The sequence below is a fragment of the Streptomyces hawaiiensis genome (assembly GCF_004803895.1).
GTDB classification, from domain to species: domain Bacteria; phylum Actinomycetota; class Actinomycetes; order Streptomycetales; family Streptomycetaceae; genus Streptomyces; species Streptomyces hawaiiensis.
In genome coordinates, this window is record NZ_CP021978.1 from 1,712,749 (window position 1) to 1,739,360 (window position 26,612).

A 26,612-nucleotide genomic window follows, 5' to 3' on the forward strand; every position below is an offset into this window, starting at 1 on the left:
GAGCGGATCCCGATGCCTCGCCACGGGATCCGCTCGTCCAGTCCCCGTTACGGCATCTTGTCCCCGAGCAGTGCCAGGTTCTCGATGGCGGCGAGGCCGTACAGCGCGGTGTCGTTCGTGGACACCCAGGTGGCCTCGCTGCCCGGCACCAGCGCGACCGGGCCGCTCAGCTTCTCCGTCCGCCAGGGCGCCGACTCCTTGTAGCCGTCGGAGTTGTAGAACTTCTCCCACGCCCGCTTGGCGAGCTTCTCGTCGCCGGTCTTGACGGCCGCGTAGGCGTCGAGGCGCGAGTGGCCCTGGAAGAGCAGCAGGTTGCCGAAGTTGGAGCCGTAGCGGGCCGCCTGTTCGGCCTTGGTGGCGTTGAAGTAGCGGCAGTAGTCGAAGTACGCCTCGTTGAACTTCGGCATGTCGACCAGGTCGATGAGCTCGGCGCACAGTTCGTTGAGGCCGAAGACGGCCGACAGGTGCGAGACCTCCACCTTGGGTGCCCCGGCGACGGCGAACTTGCCGGTGTCCAGGTCGTACAGGCCACTGCCCTGGACGAAGCCGTTGGGCTGGGCGGCGATGGTCTCCATCGTGGACAACACGCGCGCCTTGGCCTTCTCCCACTTGGGGCCCTTGCGTTCCCACTCCGTCAGCCAGGCCGACACCAGGCCGCTCCAGTCCGTGCCGAAGCCGATCGACAGGGCGTGCCGGTCGGGCGTGTAGGGCTCGGTGCGGATCTTGCGGAGCGGATCGAGGGCGAGGAAGGTCTCGTCGGAGTCGACGTTGGCGTGCATGAGGTCGCCGACCCGTTCGTCCGCCGTGAGGAAGTAGTAGTAGCGCCGGTAGGTGGTGTTGGCGATGCGCTGCTGCTTGGCGCTGTCGGCGAAGTGCTGCACACCGTGCCGGGTGCCCAGGCCCGCCCATTTGCCCAGGTGGTAGACGTCGACCTCGCCGGTGTGCCGGGTCATCGCCTCGGCGAAGCGGAAGATGTCGGCGCGGCCGGAGCGCAGGTAGGCGAACCAGAGCCACAGGTCCGGCGACAGCTCGGAGTTGTCCCAGGCGTAGCCGCCGATGTCGTACCGCCACTGGTGCCGGAACGTGTCGTAGGTGTGCATGATGTCGCCGTAGTCCCAGAAGCCGTACCAGCGGCGCTGCTCCACCTGGTCCTTGTAGTAGGTGAAGAGGAAGTCGAGGTGGTCCTCGATCTTGGCCTTGGCCGGGGTGGAGCGGTCGGGCTCGGCGTACAGGTTCGGCCCGAAGACCTTGGCCTTGATGAGCTGCTTGGGTGGGGCGGCCAGCTGGGGCAGCACGCGGACGGCCTCGACCTGCTCGGCGAACCGGTCGGGGCTCGGGGTCGAGTCGTTGGCCCAGAAGAGGAGTTCGGAGGTGCGGGCGATGCCGTACGGGGTGCCGAACTCCGGCTCGTAGTCCTCGTACGTGATGTTGAGGCCTTCGATCTGTTCCGGGAAGGTGTCCTGGCCCATGCCGTCGTGGTAGAAGCGCATGTCCATGGGCTGCGCCTCGGGCGACCAGAGCCAGAGGGTGACCTCGGCCTCGTCGGTGTGGGCGTCCCGGATGTCGAGCTGGGCGGGGAACTTCTCCCAGAAGTCGCGCAGCCCGAAGGAGAACCCGCCGCTCGCCCCGCCGACGTAGCCGAAGCCGGAGGCGCGCCGGCCGCCGCCCGCGGCGACCCAGCCGTGCCCCTTCTTGGTGCGCTTGCGCAGCGTGTAGCCGTCGGCGGAGAGCTGGGAGAGGGTGTAGTCGCCCCACTCGGGGATGTACTGCAGCCGGGTCGTCACCCGCTGGTCCCAGGTGGCGGGGTCGGGCAGCTTCTTGCCCTCGAACTGGGCCGCCTGCACGGCCGCGCCCGGGTCCCGGCGCAGTCCGGTGATGCCCTTGACGGCCTCGCGCAGCAGTCCGGTGCCGTCGCCGCCGATGCGGATGTGGCGGTCGTACGACTCGTCCCGCAGGGGCACGGTGAAGCGGACTCCGAGGCCGCGGACGAAGTCGCCGCTGGCCTTGCCCGGCTCCTGCTTGCCGTCGTAGGTGATGGTGTGCACCATGCGGAAGGAGTCGGCGCCCGCGTAGAAGTAGAGCCTGATGGAGAAGGGCAGCCAGCTGCGTCCGCCCTTGCGGTGCTTGCCGTCGATGCGGACGACCGCGCGGACCGGGCCCGCCTGCTCGACCTCGACCTTGGAGATCGCGCCGTCGAAGCGCTCGGTCTTGACCGCGCCCTGGTCCTCGTCCTCGATCTCGGGCTGGCGGATCAGGACGAGCCGGCCGTTCTTCGCGATCTCCGTGGAGCCGCGGGTGACGGACTTGACGAGGGTGGAGCCGGACTTGCCGATCTTCGCGGTGATGACGCCGGTGGAGATGTCGATGGTTCCGCCGCGCTTCTCGACGGTGACCTTCTTCTCGGGTGCGGTGGGCGTCCCGGCGGCGAGGGTGAGCTTGCCGTCGCCCGAGGCGACCGCGTGCGCGGTCCACTTGAGGGAGCCGTCGGGCCAGTAGGCGATCGGCCAGGACTGCACGGGCACGGACTTGCCGCCGGCGTCCGTCAGCGCGAAGGTCTGGTCCTTCTGGTACGCGCCCTTGGGCCAGGGCACACCGACGGTGGAGCCGGGTGCGGCGCCGAGGCCGCCGTCCTCCAGCCAGTCGAGGGTCACGGGGTCGGCGTCGGCGGGTTCGGCTCTGGGGGCGGCCTGCGCGTCCTGCGCCCCTAGCGCCCAGCTGAACTGTGCGGCGGCTCCGGCGACAGCGGCCGCTTTGAGGAGGGACCTGCGGGGGATGGGAGACATGGCGATGCTGCCTTTCCTCGTCCGTGCGGGAAGCAAATCCGTACGCTGTGGTCAGGGGCATGACTGAGAGAGGTGCGGTGCGGGGGCGCCGGCCTGGAAGGGGGCACCGCCGTTCAGCGGTGCCGGTACCGCTCCTCCACGGCGACGGCGGCCGCCGCCACGGCACCGAGGACGGCGATCGCCAATGGTGCGGCGAACCAGGCGGACAGGGCCACCACGGCCAGCCCGCCGACGATCAGGAAGGATCCGGCCGGATCGAGCACCGTCCGCCGCCCGGCGGCGGCCAGCAGCGTCCGCCAGCGGGCGCCCGGCTGCCAGACCGCCGCCGCGCGCAGCCCGGTCACGACGAGCCCGATCAGCGCGACGACCCCGACGGCCCCGACGAGCGGCCCGCCGGGAATCCCCGCCCGGGCCGCCTGGACGTCCACCCACACGGCGGCCCCCGCCGCCCATCCGGCGAGCCCGGCGAGCCACCCGCCGCGCACGGCCGTCCGGAAGTCGGAGACGAACTCCCGCCAGCCACCGTCCTCATGGGCGGTACGGCGCCGCAGATGCCGCGCCCCGGCGGCGAAGGCCGCGGGATACGTGACGACACCCAGGGAAGCCACCGCGATCCACACACCGGTCAGCAGACACTCGGCGAACACAGCGAACCGCTCGGCCAGTGCCGACTCGCCCCGTGCCTTCACTCGGGTCCCGGCCATGCCCGCCTCAGCCCTTCAGACCCGACGTGGCCATGCCGTCGATCAGATAGCGCTGGAAGGCCAGGAAGAAGGCGAGGACCGGCAGCAGCGCGACCAGCGACATGGCGATCATGCCGCCGTAGTTGGCCAGGCCTTCCTGGTCGACGAACATCTTCAGGCCGAGCGAGACCGTGTACTTGTCGGGCTCGTTGAGGTAGATCAGCGGCCCCATGAAGTCGTTCCAGGAGTTGATGAAGGTGAAGATCGCGCTGGTGATCAGGGCCGGCCTGCTCAGCGGCAGCACGATCGACCAGTAGATCCGGAAGTGCCCGCAGCCGTCGAGGCGGGCCGCCTCGTCCAGTTCCTTGGGCATGTTGCGCATGAACTGCACCATCAGGAAGACGAAGAACGCCTCGGTGGCCAGGTACTTCCCGAGCAGCAGCGGCGTGTAGGTGTTGATCATCTCCATGTTGCGGAACAGCACGTACTGCGGGATCAGCAGCACGTGGTACGGCAGCAGGAGGGTACCGATCATCAGCGTGAACAGCAGATTGCGGCCCGCGAACCTGATCCTCGCGAAGGCGTAGGCCGTCAGCGAACAGGACACCAGGATGCCGATGACCGAGCCGACCGCGAGGAACAGCGAGTTGAAGAAGAACGTGGAGATCGCGATGTCGGCGATGCCGTCGGCGAGGCTCTTGTAGTTCTCGACGACCGGGTCCCCCGGGAAGAGGTCCAGGCTGCCGACGATGTCCTCGCTCTTCTTGAAGGACCCGCCGATGACCCAGATCACCGGGTAGAGGATCACCGCGAGGATCAGCAGGGACCCGATGTGCCAGGCGAGGGAGCCGGGCAGCTTGTGACGCAGCGCCCCGCCTCCGGCGGAGGGCTTGATGTCGGTGGCCTGCGCGCTCATCGGGCGCCCTCCTCGTAGTGCACCCAGCGCTTCTGGGACCAGAACAGCACCGCCGTCACCAGGGCGACCGCGATCAGCAGGAGCCAGGCCATCGCGGAGGCCAGACCCATGCGGCTGTTCTCGAAGCCCTGGACGTAGAGGTAGCAGGTGTAGACCATCGAGCCGTCGGCCGGACCGCAGGCGTTGCTCCCGGCGCCGCCGCCGACGATGTACGCCGAGCTGAAGATCTGGAAGGAGTGGATCGTCTCGAGCAGCACGTTGAAGAAGAGGACGGGAGAGATCATCGGCAGCGTGATGTTCCAGAACCGCCGCATCTTGCCCGCCCCGTCGACCTCGGCCGCCTCGTACAGCTCACGCGGGACCTGCTTGAGGCCGGCCAGGAAGATGACCATGGGGGCGCCGAACTGCCAGACGGTGAGCGCCACCAGGCTGTAGATGATCATGTCCGGGTCGCCGGTCCAGCCGCCGACATTGATCCCGAAGATCTTCTGGGTACGGTCGACGACCGCGTCGTCCGAGAAGATCGCCTTCCACACGATCGCGACCGAGACACTCGCACCGATGAGCGACGGCGCGTAGAAGGCGGCCCGGTAGAAGGCCTGCCCCCGCCGGCTCTGGGCGAGCAGCAGCGCCACGCCGAGGGCCGCGAGCAGCTTCAGCGGCGTACCGACGACGACGTACCAGAGCGTCACCTGCACCGAATGGCGCCAGCGCGGATCGCCGAACATCTCGGAGAAGTTGTCGAGGCCGATCCACTTGGGGGCGTCGAACAGGTTGTAATCGGTGAAGGCGAAGTAGAGCGAGGCGACCATCGGGCCCGCTGTGAGGAGCAGGAACCCGGCGATCCAGGGGGACATGAAGAGATAGCCGGCCAGGTTCTCCCGGCGCCGCCGCCGCTTGAGGGCGGCGGGGCGCGCGGGCTTCACCGGACCGTGCCGCGGCTCGGAGTCCTGGGACAGGCCCTCCATCGCAGGGGCGTGTGTCACGGTGGTTCCCATCAGGTGCCGAGAGCCGTCTTCGACTCGTTGAAGAACTGCTTGACGGCTTCCGCCACCGACCTCTTGCCCAGGCCCATCTCCTCGGCGATGCGCAGGAACGCCGACTCGCAGATGTCCGCGCCGTTCGGGTGCGGGGTGATGGGCTCCAGGACACCCGCCTTGACGAGGGACTCCTCGTAGGCGGCTATCGCCTGGTTGACCGGGTCGGTCGGCTTGTACGCGTCGAACTGGGCCTGGGTCGCGGGTACACCGCGGTCGTAGCCCATGATCTTGGCGACCTCGGGGTCGTGCACCATGAAGTCGATGAACTGGGCGACTTCCTTGGGGTGCTGGGTGCGCTTGGAGGCGCTCAGCATGAGGGAGCCGAGGTACTGCCCGGTCTTCTTGCCGTCCGTCGTCGGGATGGGAGCCAGGCCGTACTCGCTCTTGCCCTCGGAGGTGTAGCGGACGGTGAAGTTGTCCCAGGTGTACTCGCCGGCCGAGAGCTCCGCGGCGAGCGCGGACTTGGGCTTGATCTGGGCGACCTTCTTGGGGTCGGAGTAGAGACCCTCCTCGACGCCCTTCCTGGCCCGCGTCCACCAGTCCGTCAGATCGGCCTCGGTGAAGCCGAGTCCGTCCTCGGTGAAGAACGCCTTGCCGTTCTGGCGCAGGTACAGGTCGTAGAGGTACATCGTGCCGTACATGCCGCTGTCGCCGGCGCGCCCGGTCTTGTCCCGGATCTTCTTCATGCCCGCTTCGAAGTCGTCCCACGTCCAGCCCTGCTCCGGCTTCACGCCGGCACGGGTGTAGACGGGCTTGTCGATGACCAGAGCCATCGAGTTCGAACCGACCGGAACGCCGAGGAGCTTGCCGTCGATCTCGCCGAACTTCTCCAGGCCCGCGCGGAATCCCTCCATCCGGAGGTTGCCGGCCTTGGCCTGCTCGCTGAGATCGAGCAGCACGTTCTTCGCGTCGTATTTCCGGAGGAAGCCGATCGCATTCTGGAACACGTCCGGCGGATTTCCGCCGGAGGCCTGAGTGTTGAACTTCTTCCAGAAGTCGAGATAAGGCTGGAAGTCCGTTTTCACCTTGATCTTCGGGTACTTCTTCTCGAAGAGCGCGATGGTCTTGTTGATTCTCTGGGCGCGGTCCTCCGCACCCCACCACGCGTAACGGATCGTCACCGTCCCGTCCGCGGAGGTCCCTCCGTCACCACCGCAGCCGGTCGTCGCGGCCAGCCCCAGCGTGGCTGCCGTGGCTCCGGCCGCCTTCAGGACGGTACGTCTCTCAACATTCCTGCCGTTCACCACGGTTGGACCTCCCCGCACGTCGTCCCGCTCGCATGAATCGTTTCAAGTAAGCGCTTGCTGGCACAAGGTACGGAGGGGCTGAGGGTGCGTCAATGATTCGGACAAGATTTTCTTACCGAGGAGCCGGGCGGCGGAGCGGACCGAGGGGGTGGAACCGGGGGCGGGCTCGGACGACGTCGCTGGTGACAGCCGCGTGGCCGAAGCGCCGAACGGAGAGGGACGAGCCGGGCTGATTTCGGGCGCGACCGAAAGACGACGGTGGGGTGGAGGGAGGGGATTGGGGGCGGTGGGGGCCGGTTTTGGCCATGTGGCGTTGGGGTGGGGGGGCGTTGCGGGTGCGGGGTTGCGCTGAGGGCGGCGCGCAGCCGCGGTGCAGCGACTCGGGACGGCCGCGGCTCGGGGCGGCGGAGAGGGCTGGATGAGGGCGGGTGGGCCTGCTGGGGGGTCCGCGGGTGGACAGCCCGGAGGCGGGGCTCGCGACGGCTGGTTCGGCGGGCGGGGGCTCGCGGCGCGGGTGGGGCGCTGTCCAGGATCGACGGCGGCCGCCGTACGACGCTACGGCGGGGGCGGCGGCACGGGTGGCCCGGCGTCCGGGACAGCGACGTGCGGGCTGGTCGAGGGGGTGGCGGTACTGGCTGCCCGGCGTCCGGGACAGCGGCCGTGCGGGCTGGCCGAGGCGCGGCGGCACGGGCGGGCCCGACGCCCGGAACCCTCCAGGGCTCGGCGCCCGCACAAGCCGGCCGAGGCGTGCCGGTGCGGGTGGCCCGATTGGCCAGAACCTGACGACGCACGAGCCGACCGAGAAGACACCCGCCGGGCGAGCCCACGTCCAGAACCCGACGACCGCACGAGCCGACCGAGAGGGCGATGGTACGAGCGGCCCGACGCCAGATCCTGGCGACCGCACGGGCGGAAGGTCAGGAGCGCCGTGGGCGCCCTGGCGGACAGGGTCGGTCCGGCGGCGGACCGGTGGCGGACCGGTGGCGAAATCGGCCTGATGGCGGACCTCGGCACCTGCCGGGCCCGACGGGGTCACGCGAGCGGCCCGCTACGCAGAGTTCCCGGCACGCCCCGCCCCGCCCCGTCCCGCCCCGCACCTGCACGATTCTCGGCGTTCCAGCGGCCCGGGCGCCGTCGGACGGAGGCGAGCACCCGGCGGACCGCCCTCCGGTGCCGGCACAGGCATCGGCACCCGCACCCGCACCGGAGGCCCCGGCCCGACGGCCACTGGGGGATACAACAACGGCGGCCCACCTGCTCAATCGCAGGTGGGCCGCCGGTCCGGGTGGGCGATACTGGGTTCGAACCAGTGACCTCTTCGGTGTGAACGAAGCGCTCTCCCACTGAGCTAATCGCCCGGACGCAGGAAGAACATTACCCCATGTCAGCGGGTGCCTGTGACGCTCACTGGTCCTCGATCTTCCACGGCATGACGATGCCGAACTTCCACAGGTAGATGCCGATCAGGACGCCCACGATCACCAGCCCGATCGACGTCAGGATGATGTTGCGACGCCGCACCTTGGGATCGAGGGCGCGCTGCGCCGCCTCGGTTACCTTCCGCTTGGTCCAGCGGAGCACCAGCTGGGCCCAGACGAACTCCGTCGCCCAGATCGCCATACCGCAGAAGATCACGACCCAGCCCGGTCCGGGCAGGGGCAGCATGATGATGCCGGCCACGACGACCGCGAGCCCGAGGATGAAAACGCCGACCTGCCAGCTCAGGTGCAGCACGCGACGGGCCTTGATGAATTCCGGCGCCCGTGATCCGAGCCCACGGTCCTGCTCGCCGCGCACCTCGCCCGTCCCCGTCTCGTTCGACGCCACGGCCACCTCGCCCGGCTCGCTACTCCCCGCATTCATACGGGCAAACACTACCCGAGCGAAACCAGTCACCGGAATGGACGCACGACGCGAACGATCTCTCGGCCGGAAGAGTTACGTAAACGCACGCAAAACACTCAGAGGGGTTTACAACGGCACCGTAGGTGGCATGTCGATTTCGCCGACGTGCGAATCCCCGAGCGCACACTGAGCGAAAGGCCCTGGCGCTTATGAACACCACGGTCAGCTGCGAGCTGCACCTGCGCCTCGTTGTGTCGAGCGAGTCCTCCCTGCCTGTCCCCGCAGGCCTGCGGTACGACACGGCCGACCCCTACGCCGTGCACGCCACCTTCCACACCGGAGCCGAGGAAACCGTCGAGTGGGTGTTCGCCCGCGACCTCCTCGCCGAGGGACTTCACCGCCCTACGGGCACCGGCGACGTCCGCGTCTGGCCGTCGCGCAGCCACGGTCAGGGCGTCGTGTGCATCGCCCTGAGCTCGCCGGAGGGCGAGGCCCTGCTCGAGGCCCCGGCACGGGCCCTGGAGTCCTTCCTGAAGCGGACCGACGCCGCCGTGCCGCCCGGCACGGAACACCGGCACTTCGACCTCGACCAGGAGCTCTCGCACATCCTGGCGGAAAGCTAGGGCGAGGCCCTCACAAAGCCGCCCGGCGCCGTCGACTCGGGGAGACGGCTCGGGCTTGGACAACCGCATACGGGATGACACCGGCGCCGGTACCGCGGCTCACGCGGTACGGCGCCGGTTCGCGTGCGGGCGCCCCTCCCCCGCTGTCGCCGCGCGGGAACCCCGGCGGACCCGGCAGCGTTGTATTCGAAGCCATGTGCGGGCATGTGGGCGGTCCGGCGGTGGTGGAGCCGTTACCATCGGCCAGCATCGGCGGGCGCCCGCCCGACCCTCAGGCCAGGGAGCGAATCGTGCTGATCACCCACGACACCCGGTGCGCCCTCGACACCGTGGTCGATCTGGTGAACACCGCACCGGAGGACGACACGGCGGCGGACGGGCTGCCGGACCTGGCGACCCTCGCGGACTTCGTGCGGAACCACGAGATCAGCGATGTCGGGGTGCTCTCGGAGTTCGACCTCTCGGCGGTGCGCAAGATCCGCGGGCGCTTCGCCGCCGTCTTCGCCGCCCCCGACGCCCGGGCCGCCGCCCACCAGATCAACGAGCTCGTCGCGGCGGCCGGCACCACCCCCCGGCTCACGGACCACGACGGCTACGACTGGCATGTGCACTACTTCGCGCCCGGTGCCTCCGTCGCCGATCATCTGGCCGCCGACTGCGGGATGGCGCTGGCGTTCTTCGTGGTGGCCGGGGAGCAGGAGCGGTTGCGGCGGTGCGAGGCGCCCGACTGCCGGCGCGCCTTCGTCGACCTGTCCCGCAACCGCTCGCGGCGGTACTGCGACAGCCGCACCTGCGGAAACCGCCTGCACGTGGCCGCGTACCGGGCGCGCCGCAAGGAGGCCGCGGGCTGACAGCCGTCGCCGGGGCGCTGGCTCGGGAGGGCGTCGATGCCGACGCGGCCCCGGCGGATGGCGCCGGGTGCCGCGGGTAAGGCTCACAGCAGCAGCAGGTCGTGCAGCGAGGCCATGAGCAGCAGACTCCCGATCACCGCCAGGAAGATCATCAGCGGTGGCTGGGATAGGGCGAAGAGGCAGCCGCGCGGCTCGTGCTGCCGGGGAAGTGGCTCGTCCAGCGGGGGACATAGCCCGTCCCGCGGCGGTGCGGGGTCGCTCTGATTCGTCGTGTCCAGCATCTCGCCGCGATGATGACGCAGTCGCCCCGCCGCACGCGATCAGTGCCCTCGTTCCGTGCGGGAGTGCACCGATTCCGTGAGGTCCGGTTCAGGTTGTGATCACTTCCGCGCACCGGAGGACCCACTGTGACGATTCAGCCCCGGGGGGGCGGTCGTCATATGCCGTGCTTCTTGAGGATGGCCTCGATGTCGCTGAAGTCGTCGCCGCGGGACGCCGGCGCGGGCCTGGTCGCCGGGCGGGAGCCCTGGCCCAGGGAGGGCGCCGAGGCAGCGGGGGCCACCGCGTCGGGCCGGTCGGCCGCGCGGGCCGCCGCCCGGCGCTCCTTGCGAGTGCCGCCGCGGCGGCGCTCCACGGTTCGTGTGGTCATGAAGAGCACCCACGCGACGCCGAGCACCCCGAACCCGGCCCAGGCCGTCGGGCTGAAGGCGGTGTCGGCCAGCCACTCGACGACCCCCGTCATCACCAGGCCGATCGGGACGAGGGAGTACGCCGCGACACGGACCGCGGCGAGGTAGCGCTTGCGGTACGCCGTGACGACCGCAATGCCCAGGCCTGCCGCGGACACGGCGGAGCAGACGGTCTCGGCAATCATCCGGTCCTCCAGGCGTGGCGCGGTCGGGTCGGGCACTTCGTCCCTTCCATCCTGCACCCGCCGTCCCCCGGCGGGCCATGCCCCGGCCCGACATCAGGGACATCTCCGGGTCACCTCCTCCGCAGGTGCCGGTGCGGGCCGCCCCCGGCCACGACTGCTGGAAGACTGTCGGCATGAGCGACTCCACCCCCGACCGTTCCGCCGCCCCCGTCCTCGAGGTCTGGTGCGACCTCCAGTGCCCGGACTGCCGCACCGCGCTGGACGATCTCCGTGCCCTGCGCGCCCGCTACGGCGACCGGCTGGAGCTGCGACTGCGGCACTTCCCGCTGGAGAAGAACAAGCACGCCTTCGCCGCCGCCCAGGCCGCGGAGGAGGCGTGGGAGCAGGGCCGGGGATGGCCGTACGCGGAGGCCCTGCTGGGGCGGGTCGAGGAGCTGGCCCGTGCGGGTGAACCCTTCCTGGTCGAGCTGGCCCGGGAACTGGGCCTGGACGCCGAGGAGTTCGACACCGCGCTGGTCGACGGCCGGCACATCCTGATCGTGGACGCCGACCAGGCCGAGGGCAAGGCGATCGGTGTCACCGGCACCCCGACGTACGTCATCGGCGGTGAGCGGCTCGACGGCGGCAAGAGCCAGGAGGGGCTGCGCGAGCGGATCGAGGAGATCGCGGACCGGCTGCTGGCCGGGCAAGGGCACTGATCACCCTTGCCCGGCTTCCGGTCCCAGGGTGTTACAGCAGCGGCTTGTACATGGCGTACTGCTCGGTCTCGTAGCCGAGTGAGGCGTAGAGCCGTTCGGCCGGGGCGTTGCCGGCGAAGACGTTGAGGCCGAGGGTCCGCCTGCCCTCGGCGATGGTCTGGGCCTCGGCCAGCAGCATCAGGGTCCGGCCGTGCCCCTTCCCCCGGTGGGCGGGGTCGGTCTCGACGTCGAAGACGAAGGCGCTGCTCTCGCGCACCGCCAGCCACAGCGTGCCCACCGGTGTCCCCCGGTGTTCGACGACGCTGATGAGCATGCCGGGGGTGGCGGGGCCGTTGGGCAGCAGGGTGGCGTGGTCGCGCTCCGACTTGGCCCGGGCCTCGGCCTCCGGGACGCCCCGCTCGACCCAGCTGCGGGCGTAGTCCTCCTTGCCCTTCTCCAGCCAGGGGCCGAACTCCGCCTCGGTCATGGGCCGGGCCCGGCTGCCCTCCGGCAGGTCCGGCGGGGTGTCGGCGAGCGCCTTCTCCATCCCGCGGTTGCGGACGACGTAGCCGAGCGCGGTGGCGAGCCGGAGGCCTGCCTCGGACGCGGCGGGGACCACCGCCTCGATACGGCGGCACCCCCAGCCGCGCGCCACCTCCTCCGCGGCGAGCGCGGCGACCGTGCCCCGGCCGCGCCTGCGGTCCGCTTCGTCGATGTGCAGCTTCGTGATCCGGGCCACCCCGGTGCCGAACACGGGATGTGTGCCGAGGTGTATCGCCCCCACGGAACGGCTGTTCACACACACCTGGAAGCGGCGTGAGCGCGTCCCGTCGGCGTTCTGCTGAAGCGGCTCGGTCGGCCGCAGGGTCGTGGTCATCAGGGGTGTTCTACCCGCAACCACGGCTTTGGTCAGCCGACTTTTGCGGGGGCTGTCAGGGGTCGAGGTCGTTCCCGGCCCGCTCCTCGAAGATCCGCATGGCCTTGGCGGTCACCGGGCCCGGCGCGCCGGGCAGCTCACGGCCGTCGACGCGGTGCACGGCCTGCACGTCCCGCAGGGTGGACGTCAGGAAGATCTCGTCGGCCCGCTCCAGGACGTCCAGCGGCAGGTCGGTCTCCCTGGCGCCGGTCCATTCGGCCGTCAGTGCGCGCGTGATGCCCGCGAGGCAGCCCGAGGCGAGCGGCGGCGTGTGGATCTCGCCGTCGAGGACGACGAAGACGTTCGACCCGGTGCCCTCGCACAGCCGCCCCACCGTGTTGCCGAACAGGGCTTCGGAAGCGCCCTGTTCACGGGCGCGGGCGAGAGCGACGACGTTCTCGGCGTACGAGGTGGTCTTCAGGCCGGTGAGCGCGCCGCGCTCGTTGCGGGTCCAGGGCACCGTGATGACGGCGGTGGAGTCGGGGCGGCGGGTCGTCTCACCGAGGGCGACCACGAGGGTCGGGCCGTGCTCGCCGCGGTCGGAGCCGAGGGGGCCGTGGCCGCCGGTGTAGGTGATACGGAGGCGGCCGAGCGGTACGGGGTTGGCGTCGAGGACGGCGGCGCAGGCGCGGCGCACCTCGTCGTGATCCGGGTCGGGCAGGCCGAGGCCGCGCGCCGAGAGGGTCAGCCGGTCGAGGTGCCGGGTGAGCGCGAACGCCCGGCCGTCCACGGCCTTCACGGTCTCGAAGATGCCGTCGCCCACGGTCAGCCCGTGATCGAAGACGGAGACGCGGGCGGACTCGGTGTCCTGCAGCCCGCCGTCGAGCCAGATCTTCACGTCAGGTCCTCTCCACTCACCTCATACGCTCCCGACGCTATCGCGAGCAGCCGGGACGCCTTCAGCTCGGTCTCCCGCCACTCCCCCTCCGGATCGGAGCCCCAGGTGATGCCCGCGCCGGTGCCGAAGCGCAGCATGCCGTCCGCCCGGTCGATCCAGAAGGTGCGGATGCCGACGGCCAGCTCTCCGGCCCCCCGGTCGGCGTCGACCCAGCCGATCCCGCCGCAGTACGGCCCTCGGGGCGCCGTCTCCAGCGCGTCGATGATCCGCAGCGCGCTGGACTTGGGTGCGCCGGTGACCGAGCCGGGCGGGAAGGCGGCGCCGAGCAGCTCGGCCCAGCCGGCCCCGTCCGCCAGCTCGCCTCGAACCGTCGAGACGAGGTGGACCAGCCCCGGGTGTTTCTCGAGGGCACACAGGTCGGGCACCGTCACACTGCCCGTGGCGCACACCCGACCGATGTCGTTGCGGACGAGGTCCACGATCATCACGTTCTCGGCGTAGTCCTTCTCCAGCAGGTCCGCCTCGGTACGGCCGGTGCCCTTGATCGGCCCGGACTCGACGACCCGGCCGTCGCGCCGCAGGAACAGTTCGGGGGAGGCGGTGGCGATCTCCACTCCGTGCCCGGGGAGCCGAATCGTTCCTGCGTACGGCGCCGGGTTGCCGCGGGCCAGCAGCGCGGTGAGGGCGTCCACGTCGGCGTCCGGCGGGACGGGCGCGGAGAGCACCCGGCACAGGTTCGCCTGGTAGACGTCGCCGGCCGCGATGTGATCACGGATCCGCTGTACCGCGGCCGTGTACGCGGCGCGATCGAGCGAGGACGTCCAGTCACCGGCAGCCGGTCCCCGCCATGCGCCGGGCACGTAAGCCCGCACGTCCGCCGTCCGGACGTGCGCGAAGCGGGCGCAGGTCAGACGGCCCTCGAAGTCGGCGCAGACGGCCCAGAAGCCGCTGGACTCCAGGGCCTCGGGATCGTCGGTGACGTCGAGGAGCCCGGTGGCGACACGGTCGCCGAAGCGGGCGAGGGCAGGGAGGTCGAGCACGCGGTCGAGTCTATGGCGGGTGTCCCGCGGGTGACCGGGGGATGTCCCTTCAGCGGGCACTGCGACCTCCCTGAGCAGGGCAGGCGCAGCACGCTGCACAAACGCGTTTTTGTGCTGGCCGCGGAATCCGCTAGAGTTCAACACGTCGCCGGGCCGCGCGAGCGGAACCGAAACGACAGGCGGACGTAGCTCAGTTGGTAGAGCGCAACCTTGCCAAGGTTGAGGTCGCGAGTTCGAACCTCGTCGTCCGCTCGAAGGAAGAGGGGGCTTCCCGGCCCCCTACACTCCTGGTGGAGTGGCCGAGAGGCGAGGCAACGGCCTGCAAAGCCGTCTACACGGGTTCAAATCCCGTCTCCACCTCCAAGGACGATTAGCTCAGCGGGAGAGCGCTTCCCTGACACGGAAGAGGTCACTGGTTCAATCCCAGTATCGTCCACTGGATCTCTCAAGATCCCGACCCGCGCGATTAGCTCAGCGGGAGAGCGCTTCCCTGACACGGAAGAGGTCACTGGTTCAATCCCAGTATCGCGCACGCAATGCCCATGATCCGCTGCACTCGGTGGTCATGGTCCCGAGGACGATTAGCTCAGCGGGAGAGCGCTTCCCTGACACGGAAGAGGTCACTGGTTCAATCCCAGTATCGTCCACACCACACAGGAGCCCCCGGCCGTTCGCGGCCGGGGGCTCCTGTGATGTCACGGCTCAGGACGAGAACAGCATGCGGCCGAAGCTCTTGTTGCGGTGGTGACCGTGATGGCCGTGGCCGCCGTGCGGGGCACCCCATGCGGGGGCCGGAGGGACGGGGTAGGCCTGCGGGGCCGGGTAGGCCTGCGGGGCCGCCGGGGGCGGCGGGGCGGTCTGGGACCACTGGGCCTCCAGACGGGTCAGCGACTCCAGCTCGCCGTAGTCGAGAAAGATCCCGCGGCAGCCGCTGCACTGCTCGATCTGGACACCGTTGCGGTTGTACGTGTGCATCGGCGCACGGCACTTCGGACACTGCATGGTCGTTCAACTCCTCGCCGGTCGGTCCTGCTTCACATCTCGCCAGGACAGACTCTGTCCCGCTGTGGTCGGTTGCACCCTACTTCGCGTGCTCCTGCGCCAACTGCGGCGGGACGGCCGCCATTCGGTCACAGGCGTCCACGACCGACTGCTCCACCTCGTCCAGGGGACGGCCGGCCGCTGCCGCCTTGGCGACGGCCCGGGCCGCGGTCTGCGCGGTGAGGGCGCGGGCGGGGACGTCGAGGGCGGGCCAGGGGTCGCCCTCGACGGGGACGGCTGGGCCGCCGGCCTCCCGGTAGGCGGTGAGGAACCGGGTCCATTCGCCGGGTGGGAGCAGGCCGCAGGCGTACCAGGCGGCGGGCCGGGCGAGGTCCCAGGCGGGAACGCCGACGCCGAGGTCGTCCACGTCTATCAGCAGCCAGGGGCCGTCGTCGGCGGGGTGACGTACGAGCTGGCCGAGGTGAAGGTCGCCGTGGCACAAGGTGCCGGTGTGCGGCATCGGGGTCTCGGCCCGGGCCCAGGGCGGGAGGGTGGCCCAGGCCCGCAGGACGGGGGCGACCGCGGGGTGCGGGCCGGCCTCGCGGAGCCGGGCGATGGCCCGAGCCGCCTTAGCCGGGCCGCGCATGACGGGCAGGTCCTCCGAAGCCGGGGTGCGGTGGAGGCGGGCGAGAAGGGTGGCGGCGGCTTCCCAGGGTGCGCTGTCGGGATCGGCGGGGTCCACTGGCGTGCCGTACGGCCAGAACGTCACGAGGCGGCCGTGCAGGTCGACCGGCGCCGGGTCGAGTGGAGGGAGGAGGACCTCGGGGTGGCCGGCGGCGACGGCGAGACGACGGGCCAGTTCGGTGGGAGTGGTGTCCGGGGGGTGGGCCTTCGCGACGGTGTTCGCGTGGCGTACGACGGTGGCGTCCGGGCTGTCCGCGAGGGTGGCTGTGCCGCACGGGCAGGTCGATGTGCGTGCGTGGGCTGTGGCTCGGGCCTTGGCGGTGAGGGCAGGTATGAGCGGGGTGGGGTTCACGGGGCTCCATGGGGGGTCGGTCTGGGGTGAGCGTACGTGGCGGAGCCGGGCAGGGCGGGGCGGCGCGTTGGTAGCTGTCGTACTCAGGTGCTCGGCGTTGTTGCTGAGGCCGGGGCGTTATGCAACTCGGCGCGACGAGGCGCCGCTGCGCCCACCCGTGCCGCCCCCAGCGGCACGCATGCCCGCAGCTGGGGCGGGACGGGCGCCCGCGGCTAGGGCGGGGCGGGCCCTGCGCCTAGGGCGGGCAGGGCGACCCGCAACTGTGCGTCGGTGACGTCAGGTGGGACGCGCCCGCACCCGCCGTCGTACGCAAGGGGACGTGTCGGGGGGTGTCCGCCCGCAGCTGGTTGGCGCGTCAACGGACAGTCAGTCGGCGTGAGACCCCATCGCGCCGTTCCGAGGACGGACACCCCCCGACACGGCCCCGACCCCACCCGGCGTAAGGCGCTACGTCCACCCCCACCCAAGCAGCTACAGGCCGCCGCAGGCACCCGCGCGCGGCGGAGGACGGCTGCAGGCAAAGCAATGCCGGCGCAGCTCCCCAGCTGCGCCGGCATCTTTTGCCGTCCGCCGCACCCCCGTCCCCACGGGGTTTCATGGTCGGGATGTCCCCGCCCGGACCGCTCTTCCGGGCCTGGGGTCGCCGCTCAGCGCCCCAGCATCTCTCCCACGGACGACGCCTGTGTGGCCACTGTCTCCCACCCGTCGAAGACGAGAAGGAGCAGGGCCGCCAGGGGAAGGGCCATCAGCGTCGCCACCACCGGGTGGCGACGGCCCTGGCGGCGGCGGAACGCGGCGGCGTACACCTTGCGTCCCTCCTCGCGGAGCAGCGTCCGCGGAGCCGTCTGGGCCATGGTCCCTCTCCTGACCGTTATCGGTTGTCGTCGGCAAGCGGCGGGCGTCTGACCTCGGGGGACGAGTGCTGCACCCGCCGCTTGACCCCAAATCTAGGCGTCCGGCCCTCCCCCGGCGTCATGCCCTCGTACCGATTGCCGGGCCTCCCGGAGGATGAGCCGCCACCTACGACGTACTCCCCTGGGTGGAGACGGGGACGCAGGTCTCAGGGTCTTCCCCGACGGGGCGCCCGGATCAGCCCTCTTTGTCCGAGCTCTCCTCCCGCGGAATCGGCTGTTCCACCAGGGCCAGCACCCGATTCGCCATGAAGCGGGCGGTACGTACGACCGTTCCGCTACGGGTGACTTCGCTCACTTCCACGACACCTCGGCGTACCGCCGTCTCCACCCTGCGGCCCGCCCTGCTCGCCACCACCTCATACGTGCGCGTCGTGTCTCCCGCGTCCACGACTATCTCCACGCGATCACCCTTCACAGGACCAATCCCCCTTCTGCGACGGGTGGTTGGGATCACTCGCCGCGCGAAGTCCGCCTCTTCGCGCCCTCCCTGACCACCTTTCAAGTCTCCCACCCACCACTGACAATCCATCACTGTGAGAGGGCGCGGCCTCTGCGCGCGGGCGGCCGTGGAAACGTAAGCTGTGGCTCGTCACAGGACCGGGCAGCGGGGATGAACATGGCGATGATGCGCCTGAGGCGCGAGGACCCGCGCGTCGTCGGCTCGTTCAAGCTTCACAGACGGCTCGGCGCGGGCGGGATGGGCGTGGTCTACCTGGGCTCCGACAAGAAGGGGCAGCGGGTCGCGCTCAAGGTCATCCGGCCCGACCTGGCGGAGGATCAGGAGTTTCGCTCACGGTTCGCCCGAGAGGTCTCGGCGGCCCGGCGGATCCGCGGCGGCTGCACGGCCCGGCTGGTGGCCGCCGACCTCGACGCGGAGCGCCCCTGGTTCGCCACGCAGTACGTGCCCGGCCCCTCCCTGCACGACAAGGTCGCGGCAGAGGGACCGCTCGGCGCGGCGGACGTCGCGGCCGTCGGCGCCGCCCTGTCGGAGGGCCTGGTCGCGGTGCACGAGGCCGGGGTGGTGCACCGGGACCTGAAGCCGTCCAACATCCTGCTGTCCCCGAAGGGGCCGCGGATCATCGACTTCGGCATCGCCTGGGCCACCGGCGCGTCGACGCTCACCCACGTCGGCACGGCGGTCGGCTCCCCCGGCTTCCTCGCGCCGGAGCAGGTGCGCGGGGCCACCGTCACACCGGCCACGGACGTCTTCTCGCTCGGTGCCACGCTCGCGTACTCCTCGATGGGCGACTCGCCCTTCGGGCACGGCAGTTCCGAGGTGATGCTGTACCGCGTGGTGCACGAGGAGCCGCAGCTGCACGGCGTGCCCGACGCGCTGGCCCCTCTCGTCCGGGCATGTCTGGCGAAGGACCCCGAGGAGCGGCCCAGCACGCTCCAACTGTCGCTGCGGCTCAAGGAGATCGCGGCCCGGGAGTCGCAGGACCTCGCCGGCGTCCGGCCGCCCGCCCCGCGTGGTTCCGACACCGAACGGCTCGCCGACACCTACCCCGAGCGCACCCGGCGTCCGCAGGGACAGCAGGGTGCCGGGACGTCCGGGGCGCAGCGGGGCCGGGGCACTCCCCCGCCGCGGGGTTCCGCTCCGTCCCGGGACGGCCAGCCGTCGCAGGACGGTCCGGCTTCCCAGAGCGGGCCCGGGGCCCGGGGCGGAGCCCGGGCGACCGGGGGCGGGAACCGGTCGACGGGGGGCGCGAACCGTGGCAGGACTCCGGTGCGCGGGTCCGGTGCCTCGCGCGGCGGCAACCCGCCGCGGTCCGGGTCGCGGCCGACGCCCACCGGGCGCAACGGGACGCGGTCGGGCGGCGGCAGCCGCCCCGCCCCGCACAGCGGCACCGGGCGTCCGGCGTCCAGGAACACGGGGACCGGGCTGCGGCCCGCCAATCCGCGGTTGCTGCGGCAGCGGCTGTTCGTGTTCGTCGTGGTGACGCTGCTGGTGGCGGTCGGTATCGCCCTGGTGCAGGGCTGTCAGGGCCCGGCGCGGGGGTTCGGCGGCGACGGGGGCGGGGCCCGGCAGGAGCGCGTCCAGCAGGGCCACGACCCGCGGGATTTCGAGCCGTAGGACTCCGGCCGCAGGCGACGGCCGGCTGTTCAGCGGGGCGTCACAGCTCCTGCAGGATCCGTTCGAAGAACTCGCGGTCACCGTCGAAGACCGGGTCCAGGGCCAGGAACTCCTGCGGGGTGACCCAGCGGGTCTCGGCGACCTCGCGCGGGTCGGGGACCACTTCTCCCGTGTCGGCGCGGGCGGTCCACCAGTGGAGGCGGAAGAGGTGGTCGTCGGTCTCCGACTCCCAGACCTTCGCCTCCGGTACGACGGTGAGACCGACCTCCTCGCGGACCTCCCGGACGACCGCCTGCTCCTGGGACTCCCCCGGCTCGATCTTGCCGCTGAGCGGCTGCCAGTAGCCGGGGCGGACGACCGCCGGGCCGCGCCGGATCGCGAGCAGGCGCTCGCCGCGCAGGAGCACGGCGACGACGGCTTGGCGCTGCTCCACGTGGCGCCCCTAGGCCTGGGGCCGGCCGGTGGCCACGGCGTAGAAGGCCACGGCAGCCGCCGCGCCCACGTTGAGGGAGTCGACGCCGTGGGACATGGGGATGCGGACCCACTCGTCGGCGGCGACCAGGGCCTGAGTGGACAGGCCGTCGCCCTCGGCGCCGAGCATGAGGGCCACCCGGTCCATGGTGTGCGGGGCGGCCTCGTCGAGGGGGCGGGCCTTCTCGTCAGGGGTGAGGGCGAGGAGGGTGAAGCCCGCCTCGCGGACCGAGTCCAGGCCCTTGGGCCAGGTGTCCAGACGGGCGTACGGGACGGAGAAGACCGCGCCCATGGAGACCTTCACGCTGCGGCGGTAGAGGGGGTCGGCGCAGTCCGGGGAGAGCAGGACCGCGTCCATGCCGAGGGCGGCGGCCGAGCGGAAGATGGCGCCGATGTTGGTGTGGTCGTTGACCGACTCCATGATGACGACGCGGCGGGCGCTGTGGAGGAGGCCGGCGGCGGTGGGCAGGGGTTTGCGCTGCATGGAGGCGAGCGCGCCGCGGTGCACGTGGTAGCCGGTGACCTGCTCGGCGAGCTCCGGGCTGACGGCGTAGACCGGGGCGGGGAGTTCGTCGATGACGTCGCGCATGACGTCGACCCACTTGGCCGAGAGCAGCATGGACCGCATCTCGTACCCGGCTTCCTTGGCCCTTCTGATGACCTTCTCGCCCTCGGCGATGAACAGGCCCTCGGCGGGTTCGCGCTTGCGGCGCAGCTCCACGTCGGTCAGGCCGGTGTAGTCGCGCAGACGCGGGTCGTCGGGATCCTCGACGGTGATGAGATCGGCCACAGGGTGATACTGCCTTGTCCTGGGTGCGGTGCCAACGGCTCGGTACGGGTTGTGTTACCCGGGGTTACTTTCGGGGCGCGGGGGCCGTGGGGCCGACTTTCACGACCTCGCCGATGACGATGACCGCCGGGGGCTTCACGTCTTCGGTCCGCACGGTCTCCGCGACCGTCGCGAGAGTGGCGTCGACGCGGCGCTGGCCGGCCGTCGTGCCCTCCTGGACCAGGGCGACGGGCGCGTCCGGGGACTTGCCGTGGGCGATGAGCGTCTCGGCGACCTTGCCGATCGTGCTGACCCCCATGAGGATCACCAGCGTGCCGGTCAGCTTGGCCAGGGACGGCCAGTCGACCAGGGAGCGCTCGTCGTCGGGGGCGATGTGGCCGCTGACCACGGTGAACTCATGGGCGACACCCCGGTGGGTGACGGGGATGCCGGCGGCGCCCGGGACCGAGATGGAGCTGGAGATGCCCGGCACGACCGTGCACGGGATGCCGGCCTCGGCCAGCGCCTGGACCTCCTCCATGCCGCGCCCGTAGACGAAGGGGTCGCCGCCCTTGAGCCGGACGACCGACTTGCCCTTGCGCGCGTGCTCGATCAGGGCGTCGTTGATGGCTTCCTGGGCCATGAACCTGCCGAAGGGCAGCTTCGCCGCGTCGATCACCTCGACGCTCGGGGACAGTTCGGCGAGCAGGTCGCGCGGGCCGAGGTGGTCGGTGATGACCACGTCGGCCTCGGCGAGCAGGCGGCGGCCGCGCACGGTGATCAGGTCCGGGTCGCCGGGGCCGCCGCCGACCAGGGCGACTCCGGGTGTGCGGGTGCGGTGGTGCGGGGCGACGAGGGTGCCGTCGCGCAGGCCCTCGACGACCGCGTCGCGGATGGCGGCGGTGTGGCGGGGGTCGCGGCCCTTGGCGTCGGTGGTGAGGACGGCGACCGTGACGCCCTCGCTGTGACCGGTGGCCGGGGTCCAGGCGGTGGCCCGGTCGGCGTCGTCGGAGCGGACGCACCAGACGCGGTGCCGCTCCGCTTCGGCCGAGGCGGCGGTGTTGGCCTCGGGGTCGCTGGTGGCGATGAGGGCGTACCAGGCGTCCGCGAGGTCGCCCTCCTCGTACGAGCGCCGCTGCCAGGTGATCTCGCCGGCGTCCGCCATGGCCTCGACCGAGGGGGTGGCCTCGGGAGACACGAGAAGGATGTCCGCGCCTGCCGCGAGCAGTGCCGGGAGGCGGCGCTGGGCGACCTGGCCGCCGCCGAGGACGACCACGCGGCGGCCGGTGAGGCGGAGGCCTACGGGGTAGGCGGGGTGTTCGGCCATGAGGTGCGGCTCCTGTTGCGGCGGTGGTTCAGTGCCCTGACGTGCGGATTTTAATGGGCAGGAGGGCGGGCGGCGCGGGTGGTCCGGTGGCTGGGCATCCCGCCCGTCAGCCGGTGGGCGACCGATGGGCGGGCATTTCCGTCATGCGGAACGCCCGCCCCCGGATCCACGTGGACGACGGAAGCCCTACTTCTCCGTCACTCCTGCCGAATCGAACGTCGCCACCTCGTGCATCGCCCTGGCCGTGCTCTGGACCAGCGGGAGGGCGAGCAGGGCGCCGGTGCCCTCGCCGAGGCGGAGGTCGAGGTCGACCAGGGGGCGCAGACCCAGCTTGTTGAGGGCGGCGACGTGGCCCGGCTCGGCGCTGCGGTGGCCCGCGATGCACGCGGCCAGGACCTCGGGGGCGATCGCGCGGGCGACCAGGGCGGCGGCCCCGGCGCTGACGCCGTCCAGGATCACCGGCGTACGCAGGGAGGCGCCGCCGAGGAGGAGGCCGACGATGGCGGCGTGCTCGAAGCCGCCGATCGCGGCGAGCACGCCGATCGGGTCGGCCGGGTCCGGCTGGTGGAGTTCCAGGGCGCGGCGGACGACCTCGGTCTTGCGGGCGAGGGTCTCGTCGTTGATGCCGGTGCCCCGGCCCGTGACCTCGGCCGGGTCCGCACCGGTGAAGACGGAGATCAGGGCGGCGGACGCGGTGGTGTTCGCGATGCCCATCTCGCCGGTCAGCAGGGCCTTGTTGCCGGCGGCGACCAGGTCGCGGGCGGTCTCGATGCCGACCTCGATGGCCTGCCTGGCCTCCTCGCGGGTCATCGCGGGGCCGGTCGTCAGGTCGGACGTACCGGCACGGATCTTGCGGGGCAGCAGGCCCGGGGTGGCCGGGAGGTCGGCGGCGACGCCCACGTCCACGATGCAGACCTCGGCACCGACCTGGGTGGCGAAGGCGTTGCAGACCGCACCGCCGCCGAGGAAGTTGGCCACCATCTGGGCCGTGACCTCCTGCGGCCAGGGGGTGACGCCCTGGGCGTGCACACCGTGGTCGCCCGCGAAGATCGCGACGGCCGCGGGCTCCGGGATGGGCGGCGGGCACTGACGGGACAGGCCGGACAGCTGCGCGGAGATGATCTCCAGCATGCCCAGCGCACCGGCCGGCTTGGTCATACGCTTCTGGCGCTCCCACGCCTCGCCGAGCGCCTTGGCGTCCAGCGGGCGGATCTGCGCGACGGTCTCGGCGAGCAGGTCGTGGGGCTCCTCTCCGGGCAGGGCACGGCGGCCGTATGTCTCTTCGTGCACGACCCAGGACAGCGGGCGGCGCTTGGACCAGCCGGCCTGCAACAGCTCGGGCTCGTCCGGGAACTCGTCGACGTAGCCGACGCACAGGTAGGCGATGATCTCCAGGTGCTCGGGCAGACCGAGGGCGCGGACCATCTCGCGCTCGTCGAAGAAGCTGACCCAGCCGACGCCGAGGCCTTCGGCGCGGGCGGCGAGCCAGAGGTTCTCCACGGCCAGGGCGGCCGAGTACGGGGCCATCTGGGGCTGGGTGTGACGGCCGAGGGTGTGACGGCCGCCGCGGGTGGGGTCGGCGGTGACGACGATGTTCACCGGCGTGTCGAGGATGGCCTCGATCTTCAGTTCCTTGAACTGCTTCGCCCGGCCCTTGGGGAGGGACTTCGCGTACGCGTCGCGCTGGCGCATGGCCAGTTCGTGCATCGCGCGCCGGGTGTCGGCGGAGCGGATGACGACGAAGTCCCACGGCTGCGAGTGGCCGACGGAGGGAGCGTGGTGGGCGGCCTCCAGGACGCGCAACAGCACCTCGTGCGGGATGGGGTCGCTGCGGAAGCCGTTGCGGATGTCGCGGCGTTCACGCATGACCTTCAGGACGGCCTCGCGCTCGGCGGGGTCGTAGCCGGGGGCGGCGGGACCGGTGGACTGTCGTGCTTCTGCCACTGCGGCCGCGCTCTCTTCGTCTCGACGTTCCTGGTCCGCCAGGTCTTCCTGTTCGGCGGCCCGGGTGTCCAGGTCGTCGGCGTTCTGGGCGAGTTCGGCGTCGCCGTCGCGAGGAGCCGGGACGGTGACCGCGGGTGCGGGAGGCTCCAGCTCCTCGGGCTGCGCCGGCTGGGACTGCTGCGGGCCCTGCACGGGCTGCCCGGCCTGCTCGTCCGCGGCCGGGGCGGGGAGTACGACGGTGACGTCCTCGGCGGGTGCCGGGGGGTCGGGGGCGGTTCCCTGGGGGGCGGGGCCGGGCTCGACGGCTTCGGCGGCGGGGGCGGCTGTGACCGCCTCGGGGGCCGCCTGAACCGGAGCTGCCGCTTCGGTGGCGGGGTGGGGCACGAGGGCCTCGGGTGCTTGAGCGGGTACGGGGGCCTCGGGGTGCGCCGTGGCCTCGGGTGCTTGAGCGGGTGCCGGGGCCTCGGGGTGCGCCGTCGCCGCGGTGGGCTGATCCGGGGCGGTCGCCTCCGGGGCGGCCTCCGGCTCGGCGGGCGCGGCGGGGTCAGGTGCGTCGTCGGCAGGCACGGCGGCCTGCGCTACCGGATCCGGGGCCGGGGCCGGGGCGGCGACAGCCTCGGCGACCGGGGCAGGGGCAGGGGCAGCGACGGACTCAGCAGCCGGGGTCGGAGTGGCGACGGACTCAGCAGCCGGGGTCGGAGTGGCGACGGACTCAGCAGCCGGGGCGGGCTCAGGAGCGGCGACGGCCTCGGCGGACGGAGCGACCGCTTCCTGATCGACCGGCTCGGTGGCCGGGGCGGGCTCAGGAGCGGCGACGGCCTCGGCGGACGGAGCGACCGCTTCCTGACCGACCGGTTCAGCGGCCGGGGCAACCGTGGCCTGGCCGGGCGCCTCAGGGCCAGGAGTGGCGGGTTGTGGAACCGTCACCTCGGGCTCCTGCGTGACTGGCGCGGCATCAGTTGCCGTCGGGGGCTGGGGCGCAGTGTCGTCGGCGGTGGCGTCCGGCTCAGGCGCGACGGCCTCGGGGGCGGACACCGCTGGGCCCGGCGCGGCGGCCTCCGGGGCAACGCCGGCGGCCGGCATCTGCGCAACGGCCTCCGGGGCCGGTACGTCGGGCGCGTAAGTGGCAGCGTCGGGCGCGTGAACGGCAGCGTCCGGTACCTGGGCGGGAGCGGGAGCCTCTCCACCGGCGGCCTCGACTGGAGCGACGACGGCGAACTCCGGGCCGGCGGCGGCCTCGGGGAACGGGACCGCCTCAGGAACCTGGCCGGCCTCCACAGCAGGAGCCGACGCCACGGTCTGCTCGGCGGCCACCGCCGGGCCCTGTCCGCCGGAGGCATCCGGCACGGAAGGCTCAGCAGAAGCACCGGCCGGCTCACCGCCCTGCGCGGAGCCGTCCATGACCGGCCCGGGTTGCGAAGCCGACGGCGCAACCGGTGCCGGGGCGGCTGCGGCCGCGATCTCGGCGGCATCCACCTGGCCCGTGTCCGGACCGGCCCCGGCCTCAGCGGGGTAGTCCGCAACCGCCGCACCCTGCCCGGGAACCGCATACCCGGCCTCGGCCGCCTGGGCCTCGACCACACCAGGGGCGTCACCGGCAGCGGCGAGTCCGGCCTGGGCGGCGGCCACCCGGCCCTCTGCCGCGTCCACACCCACGTCCGCGGGGTCTTCCCCCTGTGCCGCGGGCATGACCTGCTCCACGGCGGCCACCCCTGCGGCGGCCACGTGGGCTCCGCCCGGGCCGACGCCCGCACCCGCGGGGTCCGCAGGGGGCTGAACGGCGCCGGCTGCGGCTGCCTGAACTTCTGCGGGGACAACACCCGGCCCCACAGGGGCACCCACCGCGGCCTGCCCGGCCTCGGCCGGTGCCGGGGGTGTCGTGTGGCTGGTCTCCGCCGTCACGCGGGTCGCGACCGCCTGGGCCGTGCCCATCGGTTCCGTTGCCGGAACAACCGTTTCCGCAGGCGCCGCCCCGGCGCTCACCGGGCCCGGGGGCGTGACCGGTGCGCCCCAGGGGGCGGCGGGCGGCGAGGGCATCTCGGGGGCGCGGGGACCGTCGAGGTACTCGGGGCCCGCCGCGGACGGTGCCGGCTGGCGCACGGGCGCGTCCGCGGGGCCTCGGTCGGCGAGGGAGCGGACCGGGCTGGCGGAGCTGTCGGGCAGCGGCGGGCCGAGGTGCAGGGGCCGGCGCGGGGTGATGGGCGGGATCGGCGGCGGGTCCGGCAGACGGACGCCGCCGAGGTCGACCGAGCCGCTGTCGCGGCCGGAGATCTCGTGCGGGCCCGGCTGGTGCACGGTCTCGAGGACCGGCTCCGGCGCGGGCGGAGGGACCTCGTTGCCCCAGGCGCCCTGGGCGCCCGGCAACAGCAGCAGGTCTTCGTCCTCGGCGGTGGTCTCGGAGAGGTAGGTGTACGCACCGTGCGCGGGGGCGCCCGGCTGCTCCACCATGCCTGCGCTCTCCGGCAGTCCCTCGCCCGGGACCTGGCCGGTGTCGGTCATGCGTACCCCTCGCCCATCGGTTAGTGCTCCTACGACCAGCTCGCCCGGAACGGCGCACCGACCGCCCCGCAGTGAAGAACGAGCGTGCGTCCCCAGCGGCACGAACGGTCCGCCCGGAAAAGGCGACAAAGCCATTCACTGGCATTGTTGCGGCCGTACCACCCTCTCGGCAGCTTGATCCGCGAGGGTTCCGCTGTGGACTGCGCCACGTTGCGCGTCCTCCGGTTCTGCCGTACCACACACACCCCAAAACGGGCGGGTTTT

The 26,612-nt window shown here is 71.9% G+C and carries 23 protein-coding genes and 6 tRNA genes; 9 read left to right on the plus strand and 20 right to left on the minus strand.

Features of this window, described 5'->3' with window-relative positions; all coding sequences use genetic code 11:
* Positions 1 to 47: 47 nt before the first annotated feature.
* The 7 genes from CEB94_RS07890 to CEB94_RS07920 form a co-directional block, all read right to left on the minus strand.
* On the minus strand, positions 48 to 2,783 hold the full coding sequence (locus CEB94_RS07890; protein ID WP_175431484.1) for an exo-rhamnogalacturonan lyase family protein: 2,736 nt from the start codon (positions 2,781 to 2,783) through the stop codon (positions 48 to 50).
* A 113-nt stretch (positions 2,784 to 2,896) separates the two neighbouring features.
* Positions 2,897 to 3,487 carry a hypothetical protein gene (locus CEB94_RS07895; protein WP_175431485.1) on the minus strand — a complete coding sequence of 197 codons (591 nt, stop codon included), beginning with the start codon at positions 3,485 to 3,487 and terminating at the stop codon, positions 2,897 to 2,899.
* Between the two features lie 7 nt (positions 3,488 to 3,494).
* Entirely contained in the window at positions 3,495 to 4,382 is an 888-nt protein-coding gene (locus CEB94_RS07900) for a carbohydrate ABC transporter permease (protein ID WP_175431486.1), read from the minus strand.
* Positions 4,379 to 5,380 carry a carbohydrate ABC transporter permease gene (locus CEB94_RS07905; protein ID WP_175431487.1) on the minus strand — a complete coding sequence of 334 codons (1,002 nt, stop codon included), beginning with the start codon at positions 5,378 to 5,380 and terminating at the stop codon, positions 4,379 to 4,381. Before CEB94_RS07905 ends, CEB94_RS07900 begins: the two co-directional genes overlap by 4 nt.
* A complete protein-coding gene (locus tag CEB94_RS07910; RefSeq protein ID WP_175431488.1) occupies positions 5,380 to 6,669 on the minus strand; it encodes an ABC transporter substrate-binding protein in 1,290 nt (429 codons plus the stop codon). The genes CEB94_RS07905 and CEB94_RS07910 overlap by 1 nt, the downstream gene beginning before the upstream one ends.
* 1,286 nt (positions 6,670 to 7,955) lie before the next feature.
* Positions 7,956 to 8,027, minus strand: a tRNA-Val gene (locus CEB94_RS07915).
* Between the two features lie 46 nt (positions 8,028 to 8,073).
* Complete coding sequence (locus tag CEB94_RS07920) at positions 8,074 to 8,532, minus strand: TIGR02611 family protein (RefSeq protein ID WP_175431489.1); 459 nt, start codon at positions 8,530 to 8,532, stop codon at positions 8,074 to 8,076.
* 191 nt (positions 8,533 to 8,723) lie between these two features.
* On the opposite strand from CEB94_RS07920, the gene CEB94_RS07925 reads away from it, so the two are divergent.
* Complete coding sequence (locus CEB94_RS07925; RefSeq protein ID WP_004002642.1) at positions 8,724 to 9,137, plus strand: SsgA family sporulation/cell division regulator; 414 nt, start codon at positions 8,724 to 8,726, stop codon at positions 9,135 to 9,137.
* A 290-nt stretch (positions 9,138 to 9,427) separates the two neighbouring features.
* Positions 9,428 to 9,988, plus strand: a complete 561-nt coding sequence (locus tag CEB94_RS07930; RefSeq protein WP_175431490.1) for a CGNR zinc finger domain-containing protein — start codon at positions 9,428 to 9,430, stop codon at positions 9,986 to 9,988.
* 83 nt (positions 9,989 to 10,071) lie between these two features.
* Here the strand turns inward: CEB94_RS07930 and CEB94_RS07935 are convergent, their stop codons facing one another.
* Both CEB94_RS07935 and CEB94_RS07940 read right to left on the minus strand, forming a co-directional pair.
* A complete protein-coding gene (locus tag CEB94_RS07935) occupies positions 10,072 to 10,269 on the minus strand; it encodes a hypothetical protein (protein WP_175431491.1) in 198 nt (65 codons plus the stop codon).
* 155 nt (positions 10,270 to 10,424) lie between these two features.
* Positions 10,425 to 10,862 (minus strand): hypothetical protein, encoded by a 438-nt coding sequence (locus tag CEB94_RS07940; protein WP_175436930.1) that lies wholly within the window; start codon positions 10,860 to 10,862, stop codon positions 10,425 to 10,427.
* A gap of 173 nt (positions 10,863 to 11,035) precedes the next feature.
* On the opposite strand from CEB94_RS07940, the gene CEB94_RS07945 reads away from it, so the two are divergent.
* On the plus strand, positions 11,036 to 11,560 hold the full coding sequence (locus tag CEB94_RS07945; protein WP_175431492.1) for a DsbA family protein: 525 nt from the start codon (positions 11,036 to 11,038) through the stop codon (positions 11,558 to 11,560).
* Between the two features lie 31 nt (positions 11,561 to 11,591).
* On the opposite strand, the gene CEB94_RS07950 is transcribed toward CEB94_RS07945, so the two are convergent.
* Genes CEB94_RS07950 through CEB94_RS07960 form a run of 3 tightly spaced genes read right to left on the minus strand, consistent with a single transcriptional unit; the run spans position 11,592 to position 14,333 of the window.
* Positions 11,592 to 12,416 carry a GNAT family N-acetyltransferase gene (locus tag CEB94_RS07950; RefSeq protein ID WP_175431493.1) on the minus strand — a complete coding sequence of 275 codons (825 nt, stop codon included), beginning with the start codon at positions 12,414 to 12,416 and terminating at the stop codon, positions 11,592 to 11,594.
* A 55-nt stretch (positions 12,417 to 12,471) separates the two neighbouring features.
* Positions 12,472 to 13,293, minus strand: coding sequence for an aminotransferase class IV (locus tag CEB94_RS07955; protein ID WP_175431494.1), 822 nt, complete (start codon positions 13,291 to 13,293; stop codon positions 12,472 to 12,474).
* Complete coding sequence (locus CEB94_RS07960; RefSeq protein WP_175431495.1) at positions 13,290 to 14,333, minus strand: chorismate-binding protein; 1,044 nt, start codon at positions 14,331 to 14,333, stop codon at positions 13,290 to 13,292. The genes CEB94_RS07955 and CEB94_RS07960 overlap by 4 nt, the downstream gene beginning before the upstream one ends.
* A gap of 179 nt (positions 14,334 to 14,512) precedes the next feature.
* Here CEB94_RS07960 and CEB94_RS07965 point away from each other — a divergent pair.
* The 5 genes from CEB94_RS07965 to CEB94_RS07985 all read left to right on the plus strand — a co-directional run bounded on the left by CEB94_RS07965 (position 14,513) and on the right by CEB94_RS07985 (position 14,980).
* Positions 14,513 to 14,585, plus strand: a tRNA-Gly gene (locus CEB94_RS07965).
* Between the two features lie 37 nt (positions 14,586 to 14,622).
* A tRNA-Cys gene (locus CEB94_RS07970) sits at positions 14,623 to 14,696 on the plus strand.
* Between the two features lies 1 nt (position 14,697).
* Positions 14,698 to 14,769, plus strand: a tRNA-Val gene (locus tag CEB94_RS07975).
* A 24-nt stretch (positions 14,770 to 14,793) separates the two neighbouring features.
* Positions 14,794 to 14,865, plus strand: a tRNA-Val gene (locus CEB94_RS07980).
* Positions 14,866 to 14,908: 43 nt separating this feature from the next.
* Positions 14,909 to 14,980: transfer RNA gene (locus tag CEB94_RS07985), tRNA-Val, on the plus strand.
* Between the two features lie 55 nt (positions 14,981 to 15,035).
* Here the strand turns inward: CEB94_RS07985 and CEB94_RS07990 are convergent.
* The 4 genes from CEB94_RS07990 to CEB94_RS08005 all read right to left on the minus strand — a co-directional run bounded on the left by CEB94_RS07990 (position 15,036) and on the right by CEB94_RS08005 (position 17,679).
* The gene (locus CEB94_RS07990) at positions 15,036 to 15,335 is read right to left on the minus strand and encodes a TFIIB-type zinc ribbon-containing protein (protein ID WP_175431496.1); all 300 of its coding nucleotides are present in this window, start codon (positions 15,333 to 15,335) and stop codon (positions 15,036 to 15,038) included.
* 79 nt (positions 15,336 to 15,414) lie between these two features.
* Positions 15,415 to 16,350: a phosphotransferase family protein gene (locus tag CEB94_RS07995; RefSeq protein ID WP_175431497.1), complete on the minus strand. Its 936-nt coding sequence runs from the start codon at positions 16,348 to 16,350 to the stop codon at positions 15,415 to 15,417.
* 647 nt (positions 16,351 to 16,997) lie between these two features.
* Positions 16,998 to 17,204 (minus strand): hypothetical protein, encoded by a 207-nt coding sequence (locus CEB94_RS08000; RefSeq protein ID WP_175431498.1) that lies wholly within the window; start codon positions 17,202 to 17,204, stop codon positions 16,998 to 17,000.
* A gap of 235 nt (positions 17,205 to 17,439) precedes the next feature.
* Complete coding sequence (locus tag CEB94_RS08005; protein WP_031112035.1) at positions 17,440 to 17,679, minus strand: hypothetical protein; 240 nt, start codon at positions 17,677 to 17,679, stop codon at positions 17,440 to 17,442.
* A 195-nt stretch (positions 17,680 to 17,874) separates the two neighbouring features.
* Here CEB94_RS08005 and CEB94_RS08010 point away from each other — a divergent pair, with 195 nt between their 5' ends.
* A complete protein-coding gene (locus CEB94_RS08010) occupies positions 17,875 to 19,338 on the plus strand; it encodes a serine/threonine-protein kinase (RefSeq protein WP_175431499.1) in 1,464 nt (487 codons plus the stop codon).
* A 40-nt stretch (positions 19,339 to 19,378) separates the two neighbouring features.
* Here CEB94_RS08010 and CEB94_RS08015 read toward each other — a convergent pair whose 3' ends face one another.
* The 4 genes from CEB94_RS08015 to cobT all read right to left on the minus strand — a co-directional run bounded on the left by CEB94_RS08015 (position 19,379) and on the right by cobT (position 26,348).
* Positions 19,379 to 19,771 carry an NUDIX domain-containing protein gene (locus tag CEB94_RS08015; protein ID WP_175431500.1) on the minus strand — a complete coding sequence of 131 codons (393 nt, stop codon included), beginning with the start codon at positions 19,769 to 19,771 and terminating at the stop codon, positions 19,379 to 19,381.
* A gap of 9 nt (positions 19,772 to 19,780) precedes the next feature.
* Positions 19,781 to 20,599 carry a TrmH family RNA methyltransferase gene (locus CEB94_RS08020; RefSeq protein ID WP_175431501.1) on the minus strand — a complete coding sequence of 273 codons (819 nt, stop codon included), beginning with the start codon at positions 20,597 to 20,599 and terminating at the stop codon, positions 19,781 to 19,783.
* A gap of 64 nt (positions 20,600 to 20,663) precedes the next feature.
* Positions 20,664 to 21,905 (minus strand): uroporphyrinogen-III C-methyltransferase, encoded by a 1,242-nt coding sequence (cobA, locus tag CEB94_RS08025; protein WP_175431502.1) that lies wholly within the window; start codon positions 21,903 to 21,905, stop codon positions 20,664 to 20,666.
* Positions 21,906 to 22,091: 186 nt separating this feature from the next.
* Positions 22,092 to 26,348, minus strand: coding sequence for a nicotinate-nucleotide--dimethylbenzimidazole phosphoribosyltransferase (gene cobT, locus CEB94_RS08030; protein WP_175431503.1), 4,257 nt, complete (start codon positions 26,346 to 26,348; stop codon positions 22,092 to 22,094).
* Positions 26,349 to 26,612 lie beyond the last annotated feature (264 nt).